This window comes from Nitrosovibrio sp. Nv4 (genome assembly GCF_900215485.1).
Lineage (GTDB): Bacteria > Pseudomonadota > Gammaproteobacteria > Burkholderiales > Nitrosomonadaceae > Nitrosospira.
This window is the reverse complement of the sequence record NZ_OCMZ01000001.1, coordinates 123489-139351: the sequence shown is the minus strand read 5'-3', so window position 1 is coordinate 139351 and position 15863 is coordinate 123489. Positions and strand designations below refer to the sequence as shown.

The window sequence follows — 15863 nt, the reverse complement described above, 5'->3', positions numbered from 1 at the left end:
CAAGTCAAGGAAAACGGGCGCTCGGCCCCCTCGTTATCGCTTCGTTCCCGATATCAGCGAACAATATTCTCTTCCATCCCGACAGTATTAACAAAAAGCCGGGGTCGGACGTTTCGTTAAACAGCCCTTCCACTTTACCGCGCGTAGGTTCGCTTTTGATTGCGTGCGCTACCAGCTTATTGGTCAGGTTAAGGCCAGTAAACAAGAACCCTGCTTTTCGATAGACTTCAAACTTGGGCGGGAGCACTCTCATGCTACCTGCGTACGTTTGCGCCACCGCGGCGCGACCTGGATCGTATTTCGCAATAGTTTCGATGAACCAGGAATCCAGATCAACGAGTGGCGCGCATCACGCTATTGCATATCAGCTTTGGTGGCCCACTTGTGCTATTGCTCATCGGATCAACAGCATCTAACCCTGACCCATACTGATCAAGTTTAACGCGCCTTGTCTGTGGAGTACCGCACAGAATCCACCATTGAGGAGTGAGAACATTGGCCCAGTGCTGCGATTATTTTACTTGTAGTCAAATGCAAGCGTGGCCCGGCTCGCGTCGTTTGGATGTGATGTCGAAACAGCCCGTTTAATCGTATGTAATCGATCCGGATTTAATTACTCTCACAATAGTAAGAAAGCGTAGATAATGAAATCAAATTTAATAGACATGTTCGGCTTAAGTGGCAATCCGTCATGTGACGATCAGCTGGATGATTTATTTTCTAGCCTGGAAGCCAGCCTGGAAGCGGATCGGTCGCCCACACTGCCGGTAAATCCGAAAGAGATCTGCTTTCCTGCTTTCATCCGCGGCGACCTCAATTCTGAATCCAACGATGTCTTTTTTCGGCAGATGAAAAAGGCCGCAAAGGATCTTCGATATTATGAAAAGGCTCATGAAGGAGCCGAAGGGGTTTGATCACCCGCTCGGCAGGAATCGGCCCTCAAAAATAAATATGTGAGCAACTGGAAGCGGGTTTCAATCCAGTGATCTAATTCCCCGGCTTGATTCTTACCACTTCCCGTCGCTCTCAAATTCTTTTCAACATCGTCCTACGCTACTTCACACAGATACCGCTGCAGTCGGCTCCACCTCGGGCAGGATCGCAGTTGTCCGATGGGTCATCCACGCACTTCTTGCCCTCAGGGCAGGGAAATCCGGCGATTCCGCCACACATTTGTTTGGGTTCTTTATCGCCGTACGCGGAGCTTCCCTTGGGCGGATAATCGACGCGCTTGCCTCCTGGTTTGGCCGGCTCTTCGGCGCCAATCTTGACTGTCTCGGTTAGCTTCCGTGGCTCTATCGCTTCTACATCTATGGATTCCACATCTCCGTCCGTATGGCGGGCGGTATAAACGCCGACAACATCCAGCGGTACCGGACTTTTCACAACCAGAAATCCTTCAAGAAACGCGAAATCCACGCAAACTCCATCGATCGGGCAAAAGTAGCCTGCAATATCAAAACAATTTACGCCGACAGCCCCATCCGGCTGTATAACCGCTTCCTTGAATGGCGTCACGCCGAATGGTCCGGGCTCGGAGCCAAACTGTGTCGCAAGCGCCACCTTGGCGGCAACGGTGATTTTTTTGTCGCTGGGATTATGTATGTTGACCGTGGTGCGGTAGGTGCCGCGCGCCAATGTGCCGTCCTGATGAGGCAACAGCAGTGAACAAGCGACCTTGGCGGAATACTGGTATTCCGTTTTGATTGTCTTGGAAGGCTTCAGCGGCTCTGCCTGGGATGCCGGAATAATCCCGGTGGGGCCAAGCAAACCCCATAAACCCACCAGTACGGAAAAGACCCCGATCGCGCGCAACTGTTTCATGATAACGACCTCCTTGTTGTTTGAATTTGGCACCAAATTAATCTCGCAATTCCATTAAATGTTGACGTCATGAACAGGCCTTATGTGCATCATTGACCTTTCGCCATTCCCCAACGGGAATAGCAACTGGATTCCGAGATTTATTCATAGCAGTGTTTACCTTATAGTCAAGTTTATTTCCAGAATTTCAAAACACTACGTGGCTTTGTCGCATTAAATGGCGAATAAAAGACGAGAATATTTTGCTAAATTGACGAGCGTGGTAGCAGGAGAAACAGGCAGGGAAAACGGCAGCAAGGGAAACAGCGGTAAGGAATTTCGGATCGATGCACCTATCCAGCAAGTTGGTAATGGCAAATTCCTGGACAGGCGCTGCTTCTTGCGCGTCACCGTGACGGTGCTAGACCGCACCGCGTGGGCGCGGGGCCTTTCTTGTGTCTCAGCTTGGCAGGAACGCCATGGGGAATTTCCGGTTATTCGGCTATTCGAATGGGCGCATCAAAGGCGGGCGTATAACAACACAGCAACACAGGGCGTCAGCCTCTTATGGCGGATCACGCCCTGTTATTGCTCAGTATTTGTTGCTCAGGACAGACCTCTACCGCTGGGTCCGTTGGCCAATTTTTGGAGGAGAGCATCACAGGAACTTTGAACTGACTCAAGCGCGGTATACAGCTCCAGAAGATTCACACCCACATACTTTTCACAGCTTGGGCAGGAAAGCTTCGGCTCGTACTTCAGCCGCGAGATTATCTCCTCATACATTATTGAGCAGTGAGGACACCTGATCGTGATCGTCTCTGAGTCCAGATTGAGCGACATAGCGACCTTTCTATTAATCCGGTGGTATGACTTACAAATCTTAGCACAGTTGAGGTGTTTGTTTTTGAAATTGGGGGACGTCAGAAGCGGTATAAGACAGGACGTTATGCGCTAAATTTTGGGGAAGGGGCGAAGAAACTGGGAATCGATAACACAAGGGACTTAAAATCCCCCGAGCCCGTTACATTACTCTGGATGTTCTGATATTCACTGAAAGGCCTTTTTGGTGCCGGGAGGGGGAATCGAACCCCCATGACCTCGCGGTCGCGGGATTTTGAGTCCCGTGCGTCTACCAATTCCGCCATCCCGGCAAAGTTTTCTTATTACTAATCAACACCTTAGTTTTTAAGAGGTACTAATTATAACGAATAATATGTGGCAGCGGAAGCCGTCACTGTGATTGAATTGTGATTCTATTTGTCATATTCCCCTCATGGGGTAGCAAGGGGGGCGGGGTCTTTTGCTATATAGTGCATCACAACGAAATAAAATCTCACGGAAATTCTGGATATCAGCCACTATTCTGATTATTCTTACACATCAAAGTCGTTCTACACTATCTTCTTGATTTGTTTAGATTAAATATAGTAGTATGGATCTTGCTGTTGATTGCATAGCTAATCTTGGCAGACGCAAATGAGGTTATCTGAGATGAAAATGCTTTTAGCAATTGCACCCGTAGTTTTCATGTATGGTATGTCTGTAGAAGAAAGCTACGCTGACGTTCGTTGTCACACAGACCCGATAAGCAAATATGTGATCTGTGAGGATAAGGGGCATATAAAGCCGTGGATACATAGCTCAACACCTAGTCAGCCTAGTACCAGCATTCCGATGAATACCTCTAAGTATAAAGGACACGGGGAACCTCAAAGTCTTACCTTTGGGTACAAGTGGACTCCAAAAGCTGAGTATGAGAGGAGGTATGAGGAATGGAAGAAAGAACGGAATAAATGAAAACTATCATTGCTGGTAGTAAGAAGCCCTAAATCATATATAGGTGATTAGCTTTCTCAGAAAAATCGCTATTGCCCGGATTCTTCATTGCCCCTATTTTGACAGGGGTACGGAAAAGCCTCAGATAATGCCTGAATGATCAAAATGACCGCAGGCATATGAAGGAATTTGGGGTGATCTTCTATATATTTTTTTATAACCAGTATGTGTTGCTTAGTAGTTTGGTCTTTTGTTTTGCAATAAAACATTGCATTTGGATTATTATCTAATGGTTTATCGGCTGCCATATCCCGTCTTTCCCTTAAATAGCCAATAATCCCACCTTCAATAATCCCGCCTGTATAAAGCTCACACATAGTGTCCAGGAATTCATCTGTGCCATATTTCCCGCACATGTTCATCCAACCGCTACCACTTTTTGACTCATGTGCGAAGTCATAAGCGCTAGTTTCAGATGTGGGGATAAAAAACCATACAGCAATAATTACAGCAAAAATCTTCACAAACTACCTATTTTTTTGTTGGTTATAAGATTTTATCTAATTCATTCGAAATGAATCCAACCATTGGCATATGGTTTTTATAGCATTTCTGCTGGTTATAGTATCCAAAGAACCGAAAGGATGTCCTCTCTCAATAAAACTTAGATGTTCGCTTTCATCCATTAAACAATAGCGTAACGCCCATTTCAGGTTGTGGTTTTCCGCTGAACTATCCTGTGGGTTTCTATCAACTAAATTAGTAAGATCCGTTCTTTTAAACAAATCAATGTAGCTAATTTTAGAAGATGACAATTGATTATATTCTTCTAAGTATTTGACTTTAATGATGCATACATAGACTGCTATCCAATTATAAAAACTAGCAAAATTACCTTCTATCCCGCTGCGAATAAAAGAAAAATTGGTTAAACATCTTTCTATTTCCCTAAGCGACAGGTTGTAATGATCCACCAATTCTTCGAACATCGCTATCCATTCATTTTGGTTCGGTGTCTGTCCTTCCATTTCCATTTGCTTTACGCAGTGCCTCAGGTACACCTTGGTTGTACGTTCGTCGCTTACCTGAACTTTTGGAAGGGATAGATAAAGATTGATAAACTTTTGTAAATATTTTGACGCATCAGCCGTACCGTATTCATTTCTGACGGATGCTTCCAATTGTGTTCTGTTCATAACCAGAACAAATGTTATGTTAGGGACTGCAAATAGATGCTTAACAATTTCAACGATTTCAAGTGCGAAGGGTGGCTTGCATCTATCCAGCTCATCAATAATAAAAACAATTGATTTTCCGTTATAGGAAAGTTTCGGGGGTAAATCTTTTAAGTATTCCTTAAATTCCTTTATGATTACTTTGTCCTTCGATGCTAACTTCAGCTTGTCGGATATATATTTATCCGTGGCATTTGAAACTGAAGCTGCAATATCCTGCTGAGTACCAGCATCCAATGTTGTTTCATTCAATGTGACGCCAGTAAGAATCCTGACCCCTGCCTGAAGCCCTACTTTTCCGATTGTTTTTAGTGCTGATCCCACTTTCTTTTCAAATCGCGTTTTTTCCGTTTTCTTCTCAAGTAAATTGTATATTTCACTAGCCAGGGCCAGAAACGGTGAGCTTTGATGATCACTCTCAAAGGCATCAAAGTATATGGTATGAATGCCGTTGTCTTTTTGCTTCAGATGACCGCGCCACATCTTAACGAACGTACTTTTTCCTTCCCCCCATGGCGCATCCAATGCTATTACCAATTCCCCGTCAGTATTTTCTATGAGATTTGATAGTTGTTCGCCAAATCCTTTACGTTTGAAGATATCCTTATCTTTCGAAAAACCCTCATCCTCACCTATTTCTAACGGCGGTACTGTCAACCTCATTTAGAATTTTCCTATGATTGTTTTTCCCAAATAGGGATATTCGGATATCATTCTAGCAGTGGGCTAGCTCATCAGGTAGAGCAGGGAAATAAACGGCATATGCACGGTGTGTTAGCCTCACGCAAACGCACTACGAAGCCCTACAGTCGATCTAAATCAGGTGGCTAATGGGGGTAAGTATACCCGTATGGAATTAAATGCTTTAAAGCCCCTTAAAATCACTGAATGCAAATTGAGAAACGGTCTTCTATGAAAAGCTTATTGGGAATTCTTGCTATTGTTTTTGCTACGACCGCATTCGCTAAAGCGCCAACAATGAAATTAAATTGTGCGAAGATTCCCGGCTATAAGACAGAAGTAGAAAGACAATATTTAAATAAAGCATCTGGCGGTGGCGATATCTACAACGTCCAAGTTACGTTTATTACGAAACGTCCTGACGACAAATTAACAGATAAAGCACTGCGGGAATGTATTGCCAAGTCACTTACGCTGGATGGTAAGAAAGACATTCTTGCTACTGCGTGGTTTAGACCTATGGCAGGCACCAATTCCGATGATGATGAACAGATTAGTCCCTATGGTTCATTGAAATATATTTCTTACACCGCATCGACGAAATCTGTGGAGGTTCACAGCATGCAACTTCGAAAGAAGTAATCAGTTAAAAAGCCAACGTCTAGCAGTTCGTTTAATGCGCTGAGACACCAGCTTATTTATTCGTTCTATATAACTGTTAATTTCAAACATCTAATATCCATGCGGTTCTTCAGGTATGAATGTATCTGAGTAATGTACCTACTATTATCTATATATAATAATAAATAAATACAACATCAATACTTAGTATCAATTCTAGGTTCTTTGTTTAGGTGTTTCTTGTAGGAATCTCTCCAAAGCTAATTCTAGCCGCACCGTATTGGAGGCAACAAGCGCACAGCGTCTATCCCTATGTTTAACGAAGTCCGTAGACTTCAAAGAAGATAGCGATCTTTTAGCCAATGGATGTTTCAACCAAACAGCGATACGTTCAGCTTCCCTAATACGGCCTTTCTTAGATGGGGTTACTTCATTTCGATATCGAATAAGGGCATCAGTCAGCGTTATAACGGACGTGGCAGCACAATCGGTATGAATGCCTTTATCCATATCGGATTCGACTGAACGAATCCAGCTATAAGCGTTTTTCTGATTGATGAAGGATTTGGATATTGGGGTAAACCCCTTGCGTCTAACCTGGACAGACCATTTACCAGAAGACACTTTGCGAACTGTTGCCATTTAACACCCCCATTGTGATTGGGGTGTGATTAGCAATAAGAAGAAAGCTATAAGCTATTGATAGATATGATGTTATTAATAGTAAGCGCGGGATTTTGAGTCCCGTGCGTCTACCAATTCCGCCATCCCGGCAAAGCTTTGCCACTTCATTTCAGGAGGGGCATTATTACTGAAATCCTGAATCGCGGCAACTTGCACAAGGGATGCGGCGCGCATCGGTATAATACCCGCGATGAAAATTCAGGATTTCGATTTCCATCTACCGCCTGAGCTTATCGCGCAGTTTCCACCCGAGCAGCGCGCCAGCAGCCGCATGCTGCATCTGGAAGGTTCGACGGGCACGCTGCAGGGCGCGATGTTCACCGATCTGCCCGGCTATTTACGCGCGGGTGACGTAATGGTATTCAACGACACGCGCGTCATCAAGGCGCGCCTGTGCGGCGTAAAAGACAGTGGAGGCAAGGTCGAGGTCATGGTGGAGCGCGTCCTGGATGCGCACCGTGCGATGGCGATCATTCGCTCGAGTCACCCGCCGATGCCGGGTTCGAAGCTTCTTCTCTCTGATGCGATCGAGGTGACGGTATTGAATAGCAAGGACGCTTTCTATACCTTGCGCTTCGATCACGACAGCGCTGTAATCGATTTATTGGAGCGTTACGGCAATCTCCCGCTGCCGCCTTACATTTCGCGGCCCGCGACACAAGCGGACGAAGCGCGTTACCAGACGGTTTATGCGAAACAGACAGGCGCGGTAGCGGCGCCGACAGCGGGCTTGCATTTCGACGAGCATATGCTTGAGGCGTTGCGCAGAATGGACGTGGTGATCAGCCACGTAACGTTGCATGTAGGGTTGGGTACGTTTCAGCCTGTGCGGGTGGAAAACATTACAGATCACAAGATGCACAGGGAAATTTTCCATGTGCCGGCTGAAACGGTCGAATCAATCAGGCATGCGAAAGCGGTCGGGGGACGAGTACTGGCAGTCGGTACGACGTCGCTGCGAGCGCTGGAAGCCGCAGCAACGACGATCGAGGGAGCTGGCGAAGACGGATACGAATTAAAAGCCGGTCGTGGCGAGACAGATATTTTTATCACGCCAGGTTATCGTTTTCGTGTGGTGGAGCGTTTGCTGACCAATTTTCATTTACCGCGCTCGACCTTGCTGATGCTGGTGTCGGCGTTCGGCGGATTGGAAAATATCCGCCGGGCTTATCAACATGCAATAGACGAGCGCTATCGTTTTTTCAGCTATGGCGATGCCATGCTGATCGAAAGGGAGTCATAGACTTGAATCCGCCTATACCATCCGGCGAGCAAGCGGCACAAACGTCATTGCCGCTATGAGCATCGATATCATTCATAAAACCGTTTCCTTCGGTGGCTTGAGCTAATATGAAATTCAAGTTGCACCGCACCGACGGCTCTGCTCGCCGGGGGACCCTGACCCTGACGCATGGCGCGGTGGAGACGCCCGCTTTCATGCCGGTGGGCACTTATGGCGCGGTAAAAACGATGTCGCCGGCGGAACTGCGGGAAGTTAACGCCCATATCGTGCTTGGCAACACGTTCCATCTATGGCTGCGTCCCGGTCTTGAGGTAATCGAAGCGCATGCCGGCTTGCACCGCTTCATGGGCTGGGATGGACCTATCCTCACGGATTCCGGAGGATTCCAGGTATTCAGCCTTGGCGTTATGAGAAAGATCGAGGAGGAGGGAGTCAAGTTCAGATCGCCGGTGAACGGCGATGCCTGTTTTCTTACGCCGGAAGAATCGATGCGTATCCAGCGCACGCTCAATTCCGACATCGTAATGATATTCGACGAGTGCACACCTTACCCGGCGGACGAGGCGGCTGCGCGTGAATCCATGGAATTGAGCGTGCGCTGGGCGGAACGGTCGAGACGTGCGCATAACGATATGGGAAATTCCAATGCATTGTTCGGCATTGTCCAGGGTGGAATGCACGAAAATCTCCGCGACCGCTCACTATCCAGCCTGCTGGATATCGGCTTCGACGGTTATGCCATTGGCGGGCTATCGGTAGGCGAGCCCAAGGCTGACATGCAGCGCATTCTCAAACACGTAGCACCGCAATTACCTCCGGAGAGGCCGCGCTATCTCATGGGTGTCGGCACCCCTGCGGATATTGTCAATGCCGTGTCCCAGGGTATAGACATGTTCGACTGCGTGCTTCCAACACGCAATGCGCGCAACGGTTGGCTGTTCACGCGCAATGGAATAATCAAATTGCGCAACAGCCAGTATCGCCTGGATACAGCCCCGCCGGATGAGCAGTGCGGTTGCTATACCTGCCGTCATTTCACACGCGCTTATCTGCATCATTTGCAGCGGATTGGCGAGATTCTCGGCGCGCGTCTCAACACGCTGCATAACCTGTATTATTACCAGCAGTTGATGAGTGAAATCCGCGCCGCCATCGAAACCGGACAGTTCGAGGAATATGCGCAAGCTTTTCAAGCACACGCCGCATCATGCTAAAATCACCTCTTTTTGAGACTGTCACCGGAGAAATGCCATGTTGATAAGTGAAGCGTTCGCTCAGGCCGCCGCTCCTGCCCAAGCAAGTCCGGATTTTTTAAGCCTGCTGCCGCTGGTTGGCATATTCGTCGTGTTCTACCTCCTGCTGATTCGTCCCCAGGCGAAGAAGGCCAAAGAACAGAAAATGATGATAGAGGCGCTGCAAAAGGGTGATGAGGTGGCAACCACCGCTGGCGAACTGGGACGCGTGGTCAAGGTTACCGGCAATTACGTAATACTCCAGATTGCGGAAAATGTGCAAGTCATCATGCAAAAGACAGCGGTTCAGACGCTGCTGCCCAAAGGAACATTGAACAGCATCGAGAAAGAATAATAATTGAACCTCCGATGAAGGCCAAGGCGCGAAGGGTGGGGCAAAATCTCTTACGCCCCTCGTAACTTGCTTATACCCCTTTTTTCTGCCTCTCTATTCCAAAAACATGAACCGCTATCCTTCCTGGAAATACCTGATTATCGCGGTTTCGATACTGCTCGGGCTCATCTATACACTCCCCAATTTTTTTGGCGAATCGCCGGCGGTGCAGATTTCCCCGCTGCGCACGACGGCCAAGGCCGATACGGCGCTCTTGCAGCGGGTTGAAGATGCGCTGAAGAAGACGAATCTCCCAACCAACGGGATGTTTCTTGAAGAAGGCGGCATCAAAGTGCGCTTTCCCGACACCGACACCCAGATCAATGCCAGGGATACGCTTCAGTCGGCGCTCGGCAACGGCTACATGGTCGCGCTGAATCTCCTTCCCAACTCTCCCCGGTGGTTGACCAGCATTGGCGCACTGCCAATGTATCTCGGGCTTGATCTGCGCGGCGGCGTGCATTTCATGTTGCAAGTCGACATGAAGGGCGCCATTTCCAAGGCCCTCGACCGCTTTGGCGCCGATATACGCGGCAGCCTGCGGGAAAAAAAGATTCCTTATGCGGGACTCGACAAGCGAGGTTCACAAATCATCGTTAAGTTTCGGAATGCCGAATCACGCGCGCAGGCCGAAGCCGAAATAAAAAAGACCTACGCTGATTTAAATGTACGCGAAGACAATATAGGCAGCGAGTTTCATTTAACAGCCACGCTCAAGCCTGAAGCGGAGAAGCTCATACAGGACTCGGCCGTACAGCAAAACATTACGACACTGCGCAACCGTGTGAACGAACTCGGGGTGGCCGAACCCATTATCCAGCAGGCTGGCGTAGACCGTGTGGTTGTGCAATTGCCCGGCGTGCAGGATACCGCCAAAGCCAAGGATATTCTCGGGCGTACCGCAACGCTCGAAGTCCGAATGGTGGATGAAGAGCACGACGTGAGCACGGCATTGCGCGGGCAGATTCCCTTCGGCGCGGAGCTTTACACCGAGCGGGGCGGCGGCCCGATATTGGTGAAAAAGCAGGTGGTGCTGACGGGCGATCGCATCAATGACGCTCAGGCCGGTTTCGATAACAACAATCAGCCGGCGGTGCATCTAAATCTCGACAACAACGGGGCGCGCATATTTCGGCAGTTGACCAAAGAAAATGTCGGTAAGCGCATGGCAATTCTACTGATCGAGAAAAATCAGGCCGAAGTCATCACCGCGCCGGTAATCCGCGAGGAAATCGGTGGCGGCCGGGTGCAGATCAGCGGAAGCATGACCACGGAGGAAGCTCGCGATGTTGCGCTATTACTTCGCGCCGGCGCATTGGCTGCGCCCATGGATATCATCGAGGAGCGTACAGTGGGCCCAAGTCTGGGCGCGGACAACATTGCCCGTGGATTCAATTCTACGCTATGGGGTTTTGCCGCGATTGCCGTTTTCATGACCATTTATTATTCGGTGTTTGGCTTTATTTCCGTGATGGCGCTGGCCGTGAATCTGCTGCTGCTGGTAGGTCTTCTTTCGATTCTGCAGGCTACGCTGACGCTGCCGGGCATGGCGGCGATTGCACTCACCCTCGGCATGGCGATCGATGCGAACGTGCTCATCAATGAACGTATCCGTGATGAGTTGCGGATGGGCATGCAGCCGCAGGCGGCGATTAACGCGGGATATGAGCGAGCGTTCGGCACCATATTGGATTCCAATATTACTACCCTGATTGCGGGTATCGCATTATTTGCGTTTGGTAGCGGCCCTGTGAAGGGATTCGCCGTGGTGCTGTGCTTGGGTATTATGACTTCAATATTCAGCGCGGTCATGGTTTCGCGCGGAGCGGTAAATCTGATATACGGCAATCGCCGCAAACTGGAGCGTATTCCCATCGGGCAAGTATGGAAGCCGGCGAGCGAAAAACGGTGACGTCAGGATGGACGGAGCCGGACCGGTTTGCCTCCATTGCGGATAGCAGGAAATAAGCGTAAGCAGGAAATAAGTAGAAAATAAAGGGTCAGCATGGAATTTTTCAGAATCAAGCGCGACATCCCCTTCATGAGCTGGGGAAAATATACCACCACCATATCCCTGCTGACTTTTATCCTCGCGGTATTTTTCCTTGTCACCAAGGGACTGAATCTAGGGGTGGACTTTACCGGCGGCACGGTAATGGAGGTCAGCTATGCCGAGCCGGCGAATATCAACAAGATACGAGACACACTCATCAAACTGGGCATGCCGGATGCAAGCGTGCAGAACTTCGGGACATCGAGGGATGTGATGATACGGCTTCCGGCCAAACCGGACACATCCAGCGCCAGGTTATCGGAGACGGTGATGGCAGCGCTGAGTCAGGAAGACAAAACAGTTGAGACGCGCAGGGTAGAATTTGTCGGGCCGCAAGTGGGCAAGGAATTGGTGGAAAATGGCGCGTTGGCGCTACTGATCGTATCGCTCGGCATTGTTGCTTATCTGGCGGTGCGCTTCGAGTGGAAATTCGGCGTCTCCGGCATCATTGCCAACTTGCATGACGTTGTGATCATTCTTGGCTTCTTTGCGTTCTTTCAGTGGGAATTTTCACTTACCGTGCTGGCCGCGATACTCGCGATCCTTGGCTATTCGGTAAATGAATCGGTGGTCGTGTTCGACCGGATACGGGAAAATTTCCGCAAAATGCGCAAGGCATCAGTCGAGCAGGTCATAAACAACGCAATTACCCGCACCATGTCGCGTACCATCATCACCCATGGCAGCACGCAGATGGTAGTGGTTTCCATGCTGTTTTTTGGCGGCGAGGCACTGCATTATTTCGCACTGGCGCTTACTATCGGCATCCTTTTTGGTATTTATTCCTCCGTGCTGGTGGCAAGCCCTCTCCTCATGCTGCTGGGAGTTTCGCGCGAGGATATTGTGAAACCTGAAAAGAAGGAGGGAGCGGAAATAGTGCCTTGATTTCCCCACCCGGATCTAAACAGCGTCTTCCTCGTCCTCTTTAAGGGTTGTTTTGGAACTTCTCACCACATTCATCGATATCATTCTGCACCTGGATCGGCATCTCATCTGGCTGGTTCAGAATTACGGCACCTGGGTTTATCTCATTCTGTTTTTGATCATTTTCTGTGAGACCGGACTAGTGGTGATGCCGTTCCTGCCGGGAGATTCATTGCTGTTCGTGGCGGGTGCGATAGCCGCGACCGGCGCAATGGATGTTCAGCTGCTGGCGATGCTGCTCATGCTTGCCGCAGTTTGCGGCGACAATACCAATTACTGGATAGGGCGATATTTCGGGCCCAGAATGTTTACTCGGACAGACTCGCCTTTATTGAATCGCGCTCATCTGGAAAAAACCAACCAGTTTTATGCAAGGCATGGCGGAAAAACAATTATCTTTGCCCGTTTTCTGCCCATTATTCGCACCTTCGCCCCCTTCGTTGCTGGTATCGGCCGCATGGTCTACCCTTATTTCCTGGCTTACAGCGCGTTTGGCAGTATTTTCTGGATCAGCTTTTTTGTATTCGGCGGCTTTTTCTTTGGCAATGTGCCGGTCGTCAAAAACAATCTGACCTATTTCATTTTCGGCATAATCATCATTTCCGTTCTTCCGGGCATTATTCAATTCATACGCAACTGGCTTGGAAATCGTGCGGCATCGCAGGCGCCGATAAAAGGGCCGTAGCGGTAGCCGCAGCCGTAGCGAACAGGGATTGAGCGCATTTTTTAACCCTGCCTGTTCCTTGGCTAGTCCTCGCTAATCCCGGGCCCCCAGCCCTAGCGCCCGCTCCCGCGACCCGGCCCTGTTCTCGCCCGAATGCTCCAGCCCCAGCCATCCTTGTAAATTGGTGAGAGCGATATCGGCCAGGGTCTGTATCCAGTCGTCGCGCTCATTGAGGCAGGGGATGTAATGAAACTCCTGACCCCCAGCCTGGATGAAAATGGCTTTGCCTTCCATGGCGATCTCCTCCAGGGTCTCAAGGCAATCGGAAACAAAACCGGGACAGACGACGTCGACCCTCCGGGTATTTGTCTTGCCGAGCTGCTCCAGCGTAACGGCGGTATACGGGCTCAGCCATTCGGCCCGCCCGAAACGGGATTGAAAACAAATCTGGTACTCGCTTGCATTCAGTTCCAGCGCCTCGGCCAGCAGCCGGCCAGTTTTCTGGCATTCGCAATGATAAGGATCACCTTTATCCAGGTTAACGCGCGGCACGCCGTGAAAACTCATCACAAGTCTGTCGGGACGACCGTTTTTAGCCCAGTAATCGCGTACATTTTGTGCCAGAGCGGCAATATAACCGGGATGGTCATGATAGTGCTTCACGGTGCGTATGGCGGGAGTGTTGCGCATCTTGCCCAGTTGCGCAAATACCCCATCGAATGCCGCCGCAGTGCTGCTGGCCGCGTACTGGGGGTAGAGCGGCAGCACCAGAATGCGCTCACAACCACGGTTTTTCATTTCCCACAGCACCTCTGCGATGGAAGGATTGCCGATGCTCATGGCGTATTCCACCATCGGTCGTGCAGGTTGAACGCGTTCTGCCAGAACATCTCTTAGTAGCTGGGTTTGACGCGCGGTATGGACTTTCAGCGGGGAACCCTCCGGCGTCCAGACCTGTGCGTACTTTTCCGCTGATTTTTTCGGTCGAGTATTCAGAATGATGCCGTTCAGAATCGGCCACCACACCCATGGCGAAATCTCGATCACTCGGGGATTGCTCAGGAACTGTTTCAGATAAGGGCGCAGCGCTTGGGCGGTTGGGGCGTCAGGCGTACCCAGATTGATCAGCAATATGCCTGTCTGGCTTTGCGCCCCATGTTGGTAAGCCGGTTCGGAGGAGATCAAGTTATTTCAGTTCCCTCAGGAAAACGATAAGTACGCTGGTTTCGTCTTCTGCGCCTGCGTGCCATGTATTCTATTTTCGCCTCTCCTGGCTCCTAGTCCCAGTCCCTGATAATGATTCGAATCACATGGAGGCTTGATTCAGATGGAGGCTCAGGAGGCAGGCCTGCCAATTCCTGTTACCTGTTACCTTTTACAGAAAGGAATGGTTAATGATGCGACAATGCACTGGAGAGCAATCTGGCTGTCACGTCCACAATCGGAATGACGCGTTCGTAAGCCATGCGTGTTGGGCCGATTACGGCGACGGTACCGACCACTTTTCCATCAACCTCATAAGGCGCCGTAACAACGCTGAACTCATCCAGCGTCACCATATCGGACTCGCCGCCGATGAATATTTGCACGCCTTCAGCTTTGCCGCTGAATTCCAGCAACTGCAGCAACGCAGTTTTGCGCTCGAACAGATCAAACAATTTCTTCAGGCTGGCCATGTTGCTCGACAAATCATGCACATCAAGCAGTTTGCGCTCGCCGGCCACGACCATGGCTTCACTATTCTCCCTGATCGCAGCGCCTCCTGCCTCAATGGCTGCTGTCATGAGATGGGTCATGTCATGACGTAATTGTTTCAATTCGCCCTGAAGACGGGCGCGGATTTCATCAATGGCGCAACCCGCATAATTCTTGTTGATGAAGTTGGCTGCTTCTGTCAGCTCTGTCTGGCTATAAGTTCGGTCGGTAAAAAGGACGCGGTTCTGAACATCTCCTTCCGGGGTGACAATGATGAGCAGGACGCGCTTATCCGACAGGGTCATGAATTCGATATAGCGGAATATGGCGCTGCTGCGTTTCGGAGCCACTACTACACCGGCAAAGCGTGTCAATTCCGCCAGTAATTGCGATGCGGAATTAATCAATCGAGAAGGATTTTCCGGGTGCAGCTGGTCTTCAAGCTGGTGGATCTCAATGACATCCAGGGGCTTGACCACCAGCAGCGTATCAACAAAAAACCGGTAGCCTTGATGAGTCGGTATGCGTCCGGCGGAAGTATGAGGGCTGGCAACAAAGCCCATCTCCTCGAGGTCAGCCATCACGTTTCGGATGGTGGCCGGGCTCAAATCCAGCCCGGAGAATTTGGAGAGCGAGCGCGAGCCAACTGGCTGGCCTTCGGTAATGTACCGTTCGACCAGAGTCTTGAGCAGAATTTTCGCGCGTTGATTGAGCATTTTACTATTTTACACCAGGATGCGTCGTTACGGCTGAACTGAGTTTCGGCTTTGCAACACGTCCAGCTCGGGCTATTTCTAGAGGAGTCGGCTGCCTCCGCAAGAAATCATTCACCCCATACAAGATTGATGAAAACCT

At 49.7% G+C, this 15863-nt stretch carries 13 protein-coding genes and 1 tRNA gene; 8 read left to right on the top strand and 6 right to left on the bottom strand.

Annotation, left to right across the window (positions count from 1 at the left end; all coding sequences use genetic code 11):
• The first annotated feature begins 644 nt into the window (after window positions 1-644).
• Window positions 645-914: a hypothetical protein gene (locus tag CRO05_RS00595; protein WP_143860872.1), complete on the top strand. Its 270-nt coding sequence runs from the start codon at window positions 645-647 to the stop codon at window positions 912-914.
• A 139-nt stretch (window positions 915-1053) separates the two neighbouring features.
• On the opposite strand, the gene CRO05_RS00590 is transcribed toward CRO05_RS00595, so the two are convergent.
• From CRO05_RS00590 to CRO05_RS00565, 4 genes are all read right to left on the bottom strand, one after another.
• Window positions 1054-1824: a Kazal-type serine protease inhibitor domain protein gene (locus CRO05_RS00590; protein ID WP_097065374.1), complete on the bottom strand. Its 771-nt coding sequence runs from the start codon at window positions 1822-1824 to the stop codon at window positions 1054-1056.
• A gap of 1046 nt (window positions 1825-2870) precedes the next feature.
• Window positions 2871-2957: transfer RNA gene (locus CRO05_RS00580), tRNA-Leu, on the bottom strand.
• A gap of 714 nt (window positions 2958-3671) precedes the next feature.
• Window positions 3672-4106, bottom strand: coding sequence for a Rap1a/Tai family immunity protein (locus CRO05_RS00570; protein WP_143860871.1), 435 nt, complete (start codon window positions 4104-4106; stop codon window positions 3672-3674).
• Window positions 4107-4142: 36 nt separating this feature from the next.
• A complete protein-coding gene (locus CRO05_RS00565; protein WP_097065370.1) occupies window positions 4143-5480 on the bottom strand; it encodes a P-loop NTPase fold protein in 1338 nt (445 codons plus the stop codon).
• 249 nt (window positions 5481-5729) lie between these two features.
• On the opposite strand from CRO05_RS00565, the gene CRO05_RS00560 reads away from it, so the two are divergent.
• From CRO05_RS00560 to CRO05_RS00530, 7 genes are all read left to right on the top strand, one after another.
• Window positions 5730-6140, top strand: a complete 411-nt coding sequence (locus tag CRO05_RS00560; protein ID WP_143860870.1) for a hypothetical protein — start codon at window positions 5730-5732, stop codon at window positions 6138-6140.
• A gap of 853 nt (window positions 6141-6993) precedes the next feature.
• Window positions 6994-8046, top strand: a complete 1053-nt coding sequence (gene queA / locus CRO05_RS00555) for a tRNA preQ1(34) S-adenosylmethionine ribosyltransferase-isomerase QueA (RefSeq protein ID WP_097065368.1) — start codon at window positions 6994-6996, stop codon at window positions 8044-8046.
• A 107-nt stretch (window positions 8047-8153) separates the two neighbouring features.
• Complete coding sequence (gene tgt, locus CRO05_RS00550) at window positions 8154-9260, top strand: tRNA guanosine(34) transglycosylase Tgt (RefSeq protein WP_097065367.1); 1107 nt, start codon at window positions 8154-8156, stop codon at window positions 9258-9260.
• A gap of 37 nt (window positions 9261-9297) precedes the next feature.
• On the top strand, window positions 9298-9633 hold the full coding sequence (gene yajC, locus CRO05_RS00545) for a preprotein translocase subunit YajC (protein ID WP_090881812.1): 336 nt from the start codon (window positions 9298-9300) through the stop codon (window positions 9631-9633).
• Window positions 9634-9739: 106 nt separating this feature from the next.
• Window positions 9740-11584 (top strand): protein translocase subunit SecD, encoded by a 1845-nt coding sequence (gene secD / locus CRO05_RS00540; protein WP_097065366.1) that lies wholly within the window; start codon window positions 9740-9742, stop codon window positions 11582-11584.
• A 93-nt stretch (window positions 11585-11677) separates the two neighbouring features.
• On the top strand, window positions 11678-12610 hold the full coding sequence (gene secF / locus CRO05_RS00535; protein WP_097065365.1) for a protein translocase subunit SecF: 933 nt from the start codon (window positions 11678-11680) through the stop codon (window positions 12608-12610).
• A 52-nt stretch (window positions 12611-12662) separates the two neighbouring features.
• Entirely contained in the window at window positions 12663-13334 is a 672-nt protein-coding gene (locus CRO05_RS00530) for a DedA family protein (protein WP_097065364.1), read from the top strand.
• 72 nt (window positions 13335-13406) lie between these two features.
• Here the strand turns inward: CRO05_RS00530 and hemH are convergent, their stop codons facing one another.
• Together hemH and hrcA are read right to left on the bottom strand one after the other, a co-directional pair.
• Window positions 13407-14495 (bottom strand): ferrochelatase, encoded by a 1089-nt coding sequence (hemH, locus tag CRO05_RS00525; RefSeq protein WP_097066574.1) that lies wholly within the window; start codon window positions 14493-14495, stop codon window positions 13407-13409.
• A 209-nt stretch (window positions 14496-14704) separates the two neighbouring features.
• Window positions 14705-15724 carry a heat-inducible transcriptional repressor HrcA gene (hrcA, locus tag CRO05_RS00520; RefSeq protein WP_097065363.1) on the bottom strand — a complete coding sequence of 340 codons (1020 nt, stop codon included), beginning with the start codon at window positions 15722-15724 and terminating at the stop codon, window positions 14705-14707.
• Window positions 15725-15863: the final 139 nt, after the last annotated feature.

What these genes read in the sequence shown, in the direction of transcription:
- CRO05_RS00595 (WP_143860872.1), top strand. Translation starts at nt 645, where the DNA reads ATGAAATCAAATTTAATAGACATGTTCGGCTTAAGTGGCAATCCGTCA.
- CRO05_RS00590 (WP_097065374.1), bottom strand. Translation starts at nt 1,824, where the DNA reads ATGAAACAGTTGCGCGCGATCGGGGTCTTTTCCGTACTGGTGGGTTTA.
- CRO05_RS00565 (WP_097065370.1), bottom strand. Translation starts at nt 5,480, where the DNA reads ATGAGGTTGACAGTACCGCCGTTAGAAATAGGTGAGGATGAGGGTTTT.
- CRO05_RS00560 (WP_143860870.1), top strand. Translation starts at nt 5,730, where the DNA reads ATGAAAAGCTTATTGGGAATTCTTGCTATTGTTTTTGCTACGACCGCA.
- queA (WP_097065368.1), top strand. Translation starts at nt 6,994, where the DNA reads ATGAAAATTCAGGATTTCGATTTCCATCTACCGCCTGAGCTTATCGCG.
- tgt (WP_097065367.1), top strand. Translation starts at nt 8,154, where the DNA reads ATGAAATTCAAGTTGCACCGCACCGACGGCTCTGCTCGCCGGGGGACC.
- yajC (WP_090881812.1), top strand. Translation starts at nt 9,298, where the DNA reads ATGTTGATAAGTGAAGCGTTCGCTCAGGCCGCCGCTCCTGCCCAAGCA.
- secD (WP_097065366.1), top strand. Translation starts at nt 9,740, where the DNA reads ATGAACCGCTATCCTTCCTGGAAATACCTGATTATCGCGGTTTCGATA.
- secF (WP_097065365.1), top strand. Translation starts at nt 11,678, where the DNA reads ATGGAATTTTTCAGAATCAAGCGCGACATCCCCTTCATGAGCTGGGGA.
- hrcA (WP_097065363.1), bottom strand. Translation starts at nt 15,724, where the DNA reads ATGCTCAATCAACGCGCGAAAATTCTGCTCAAGACTCTGGTCGAACGG.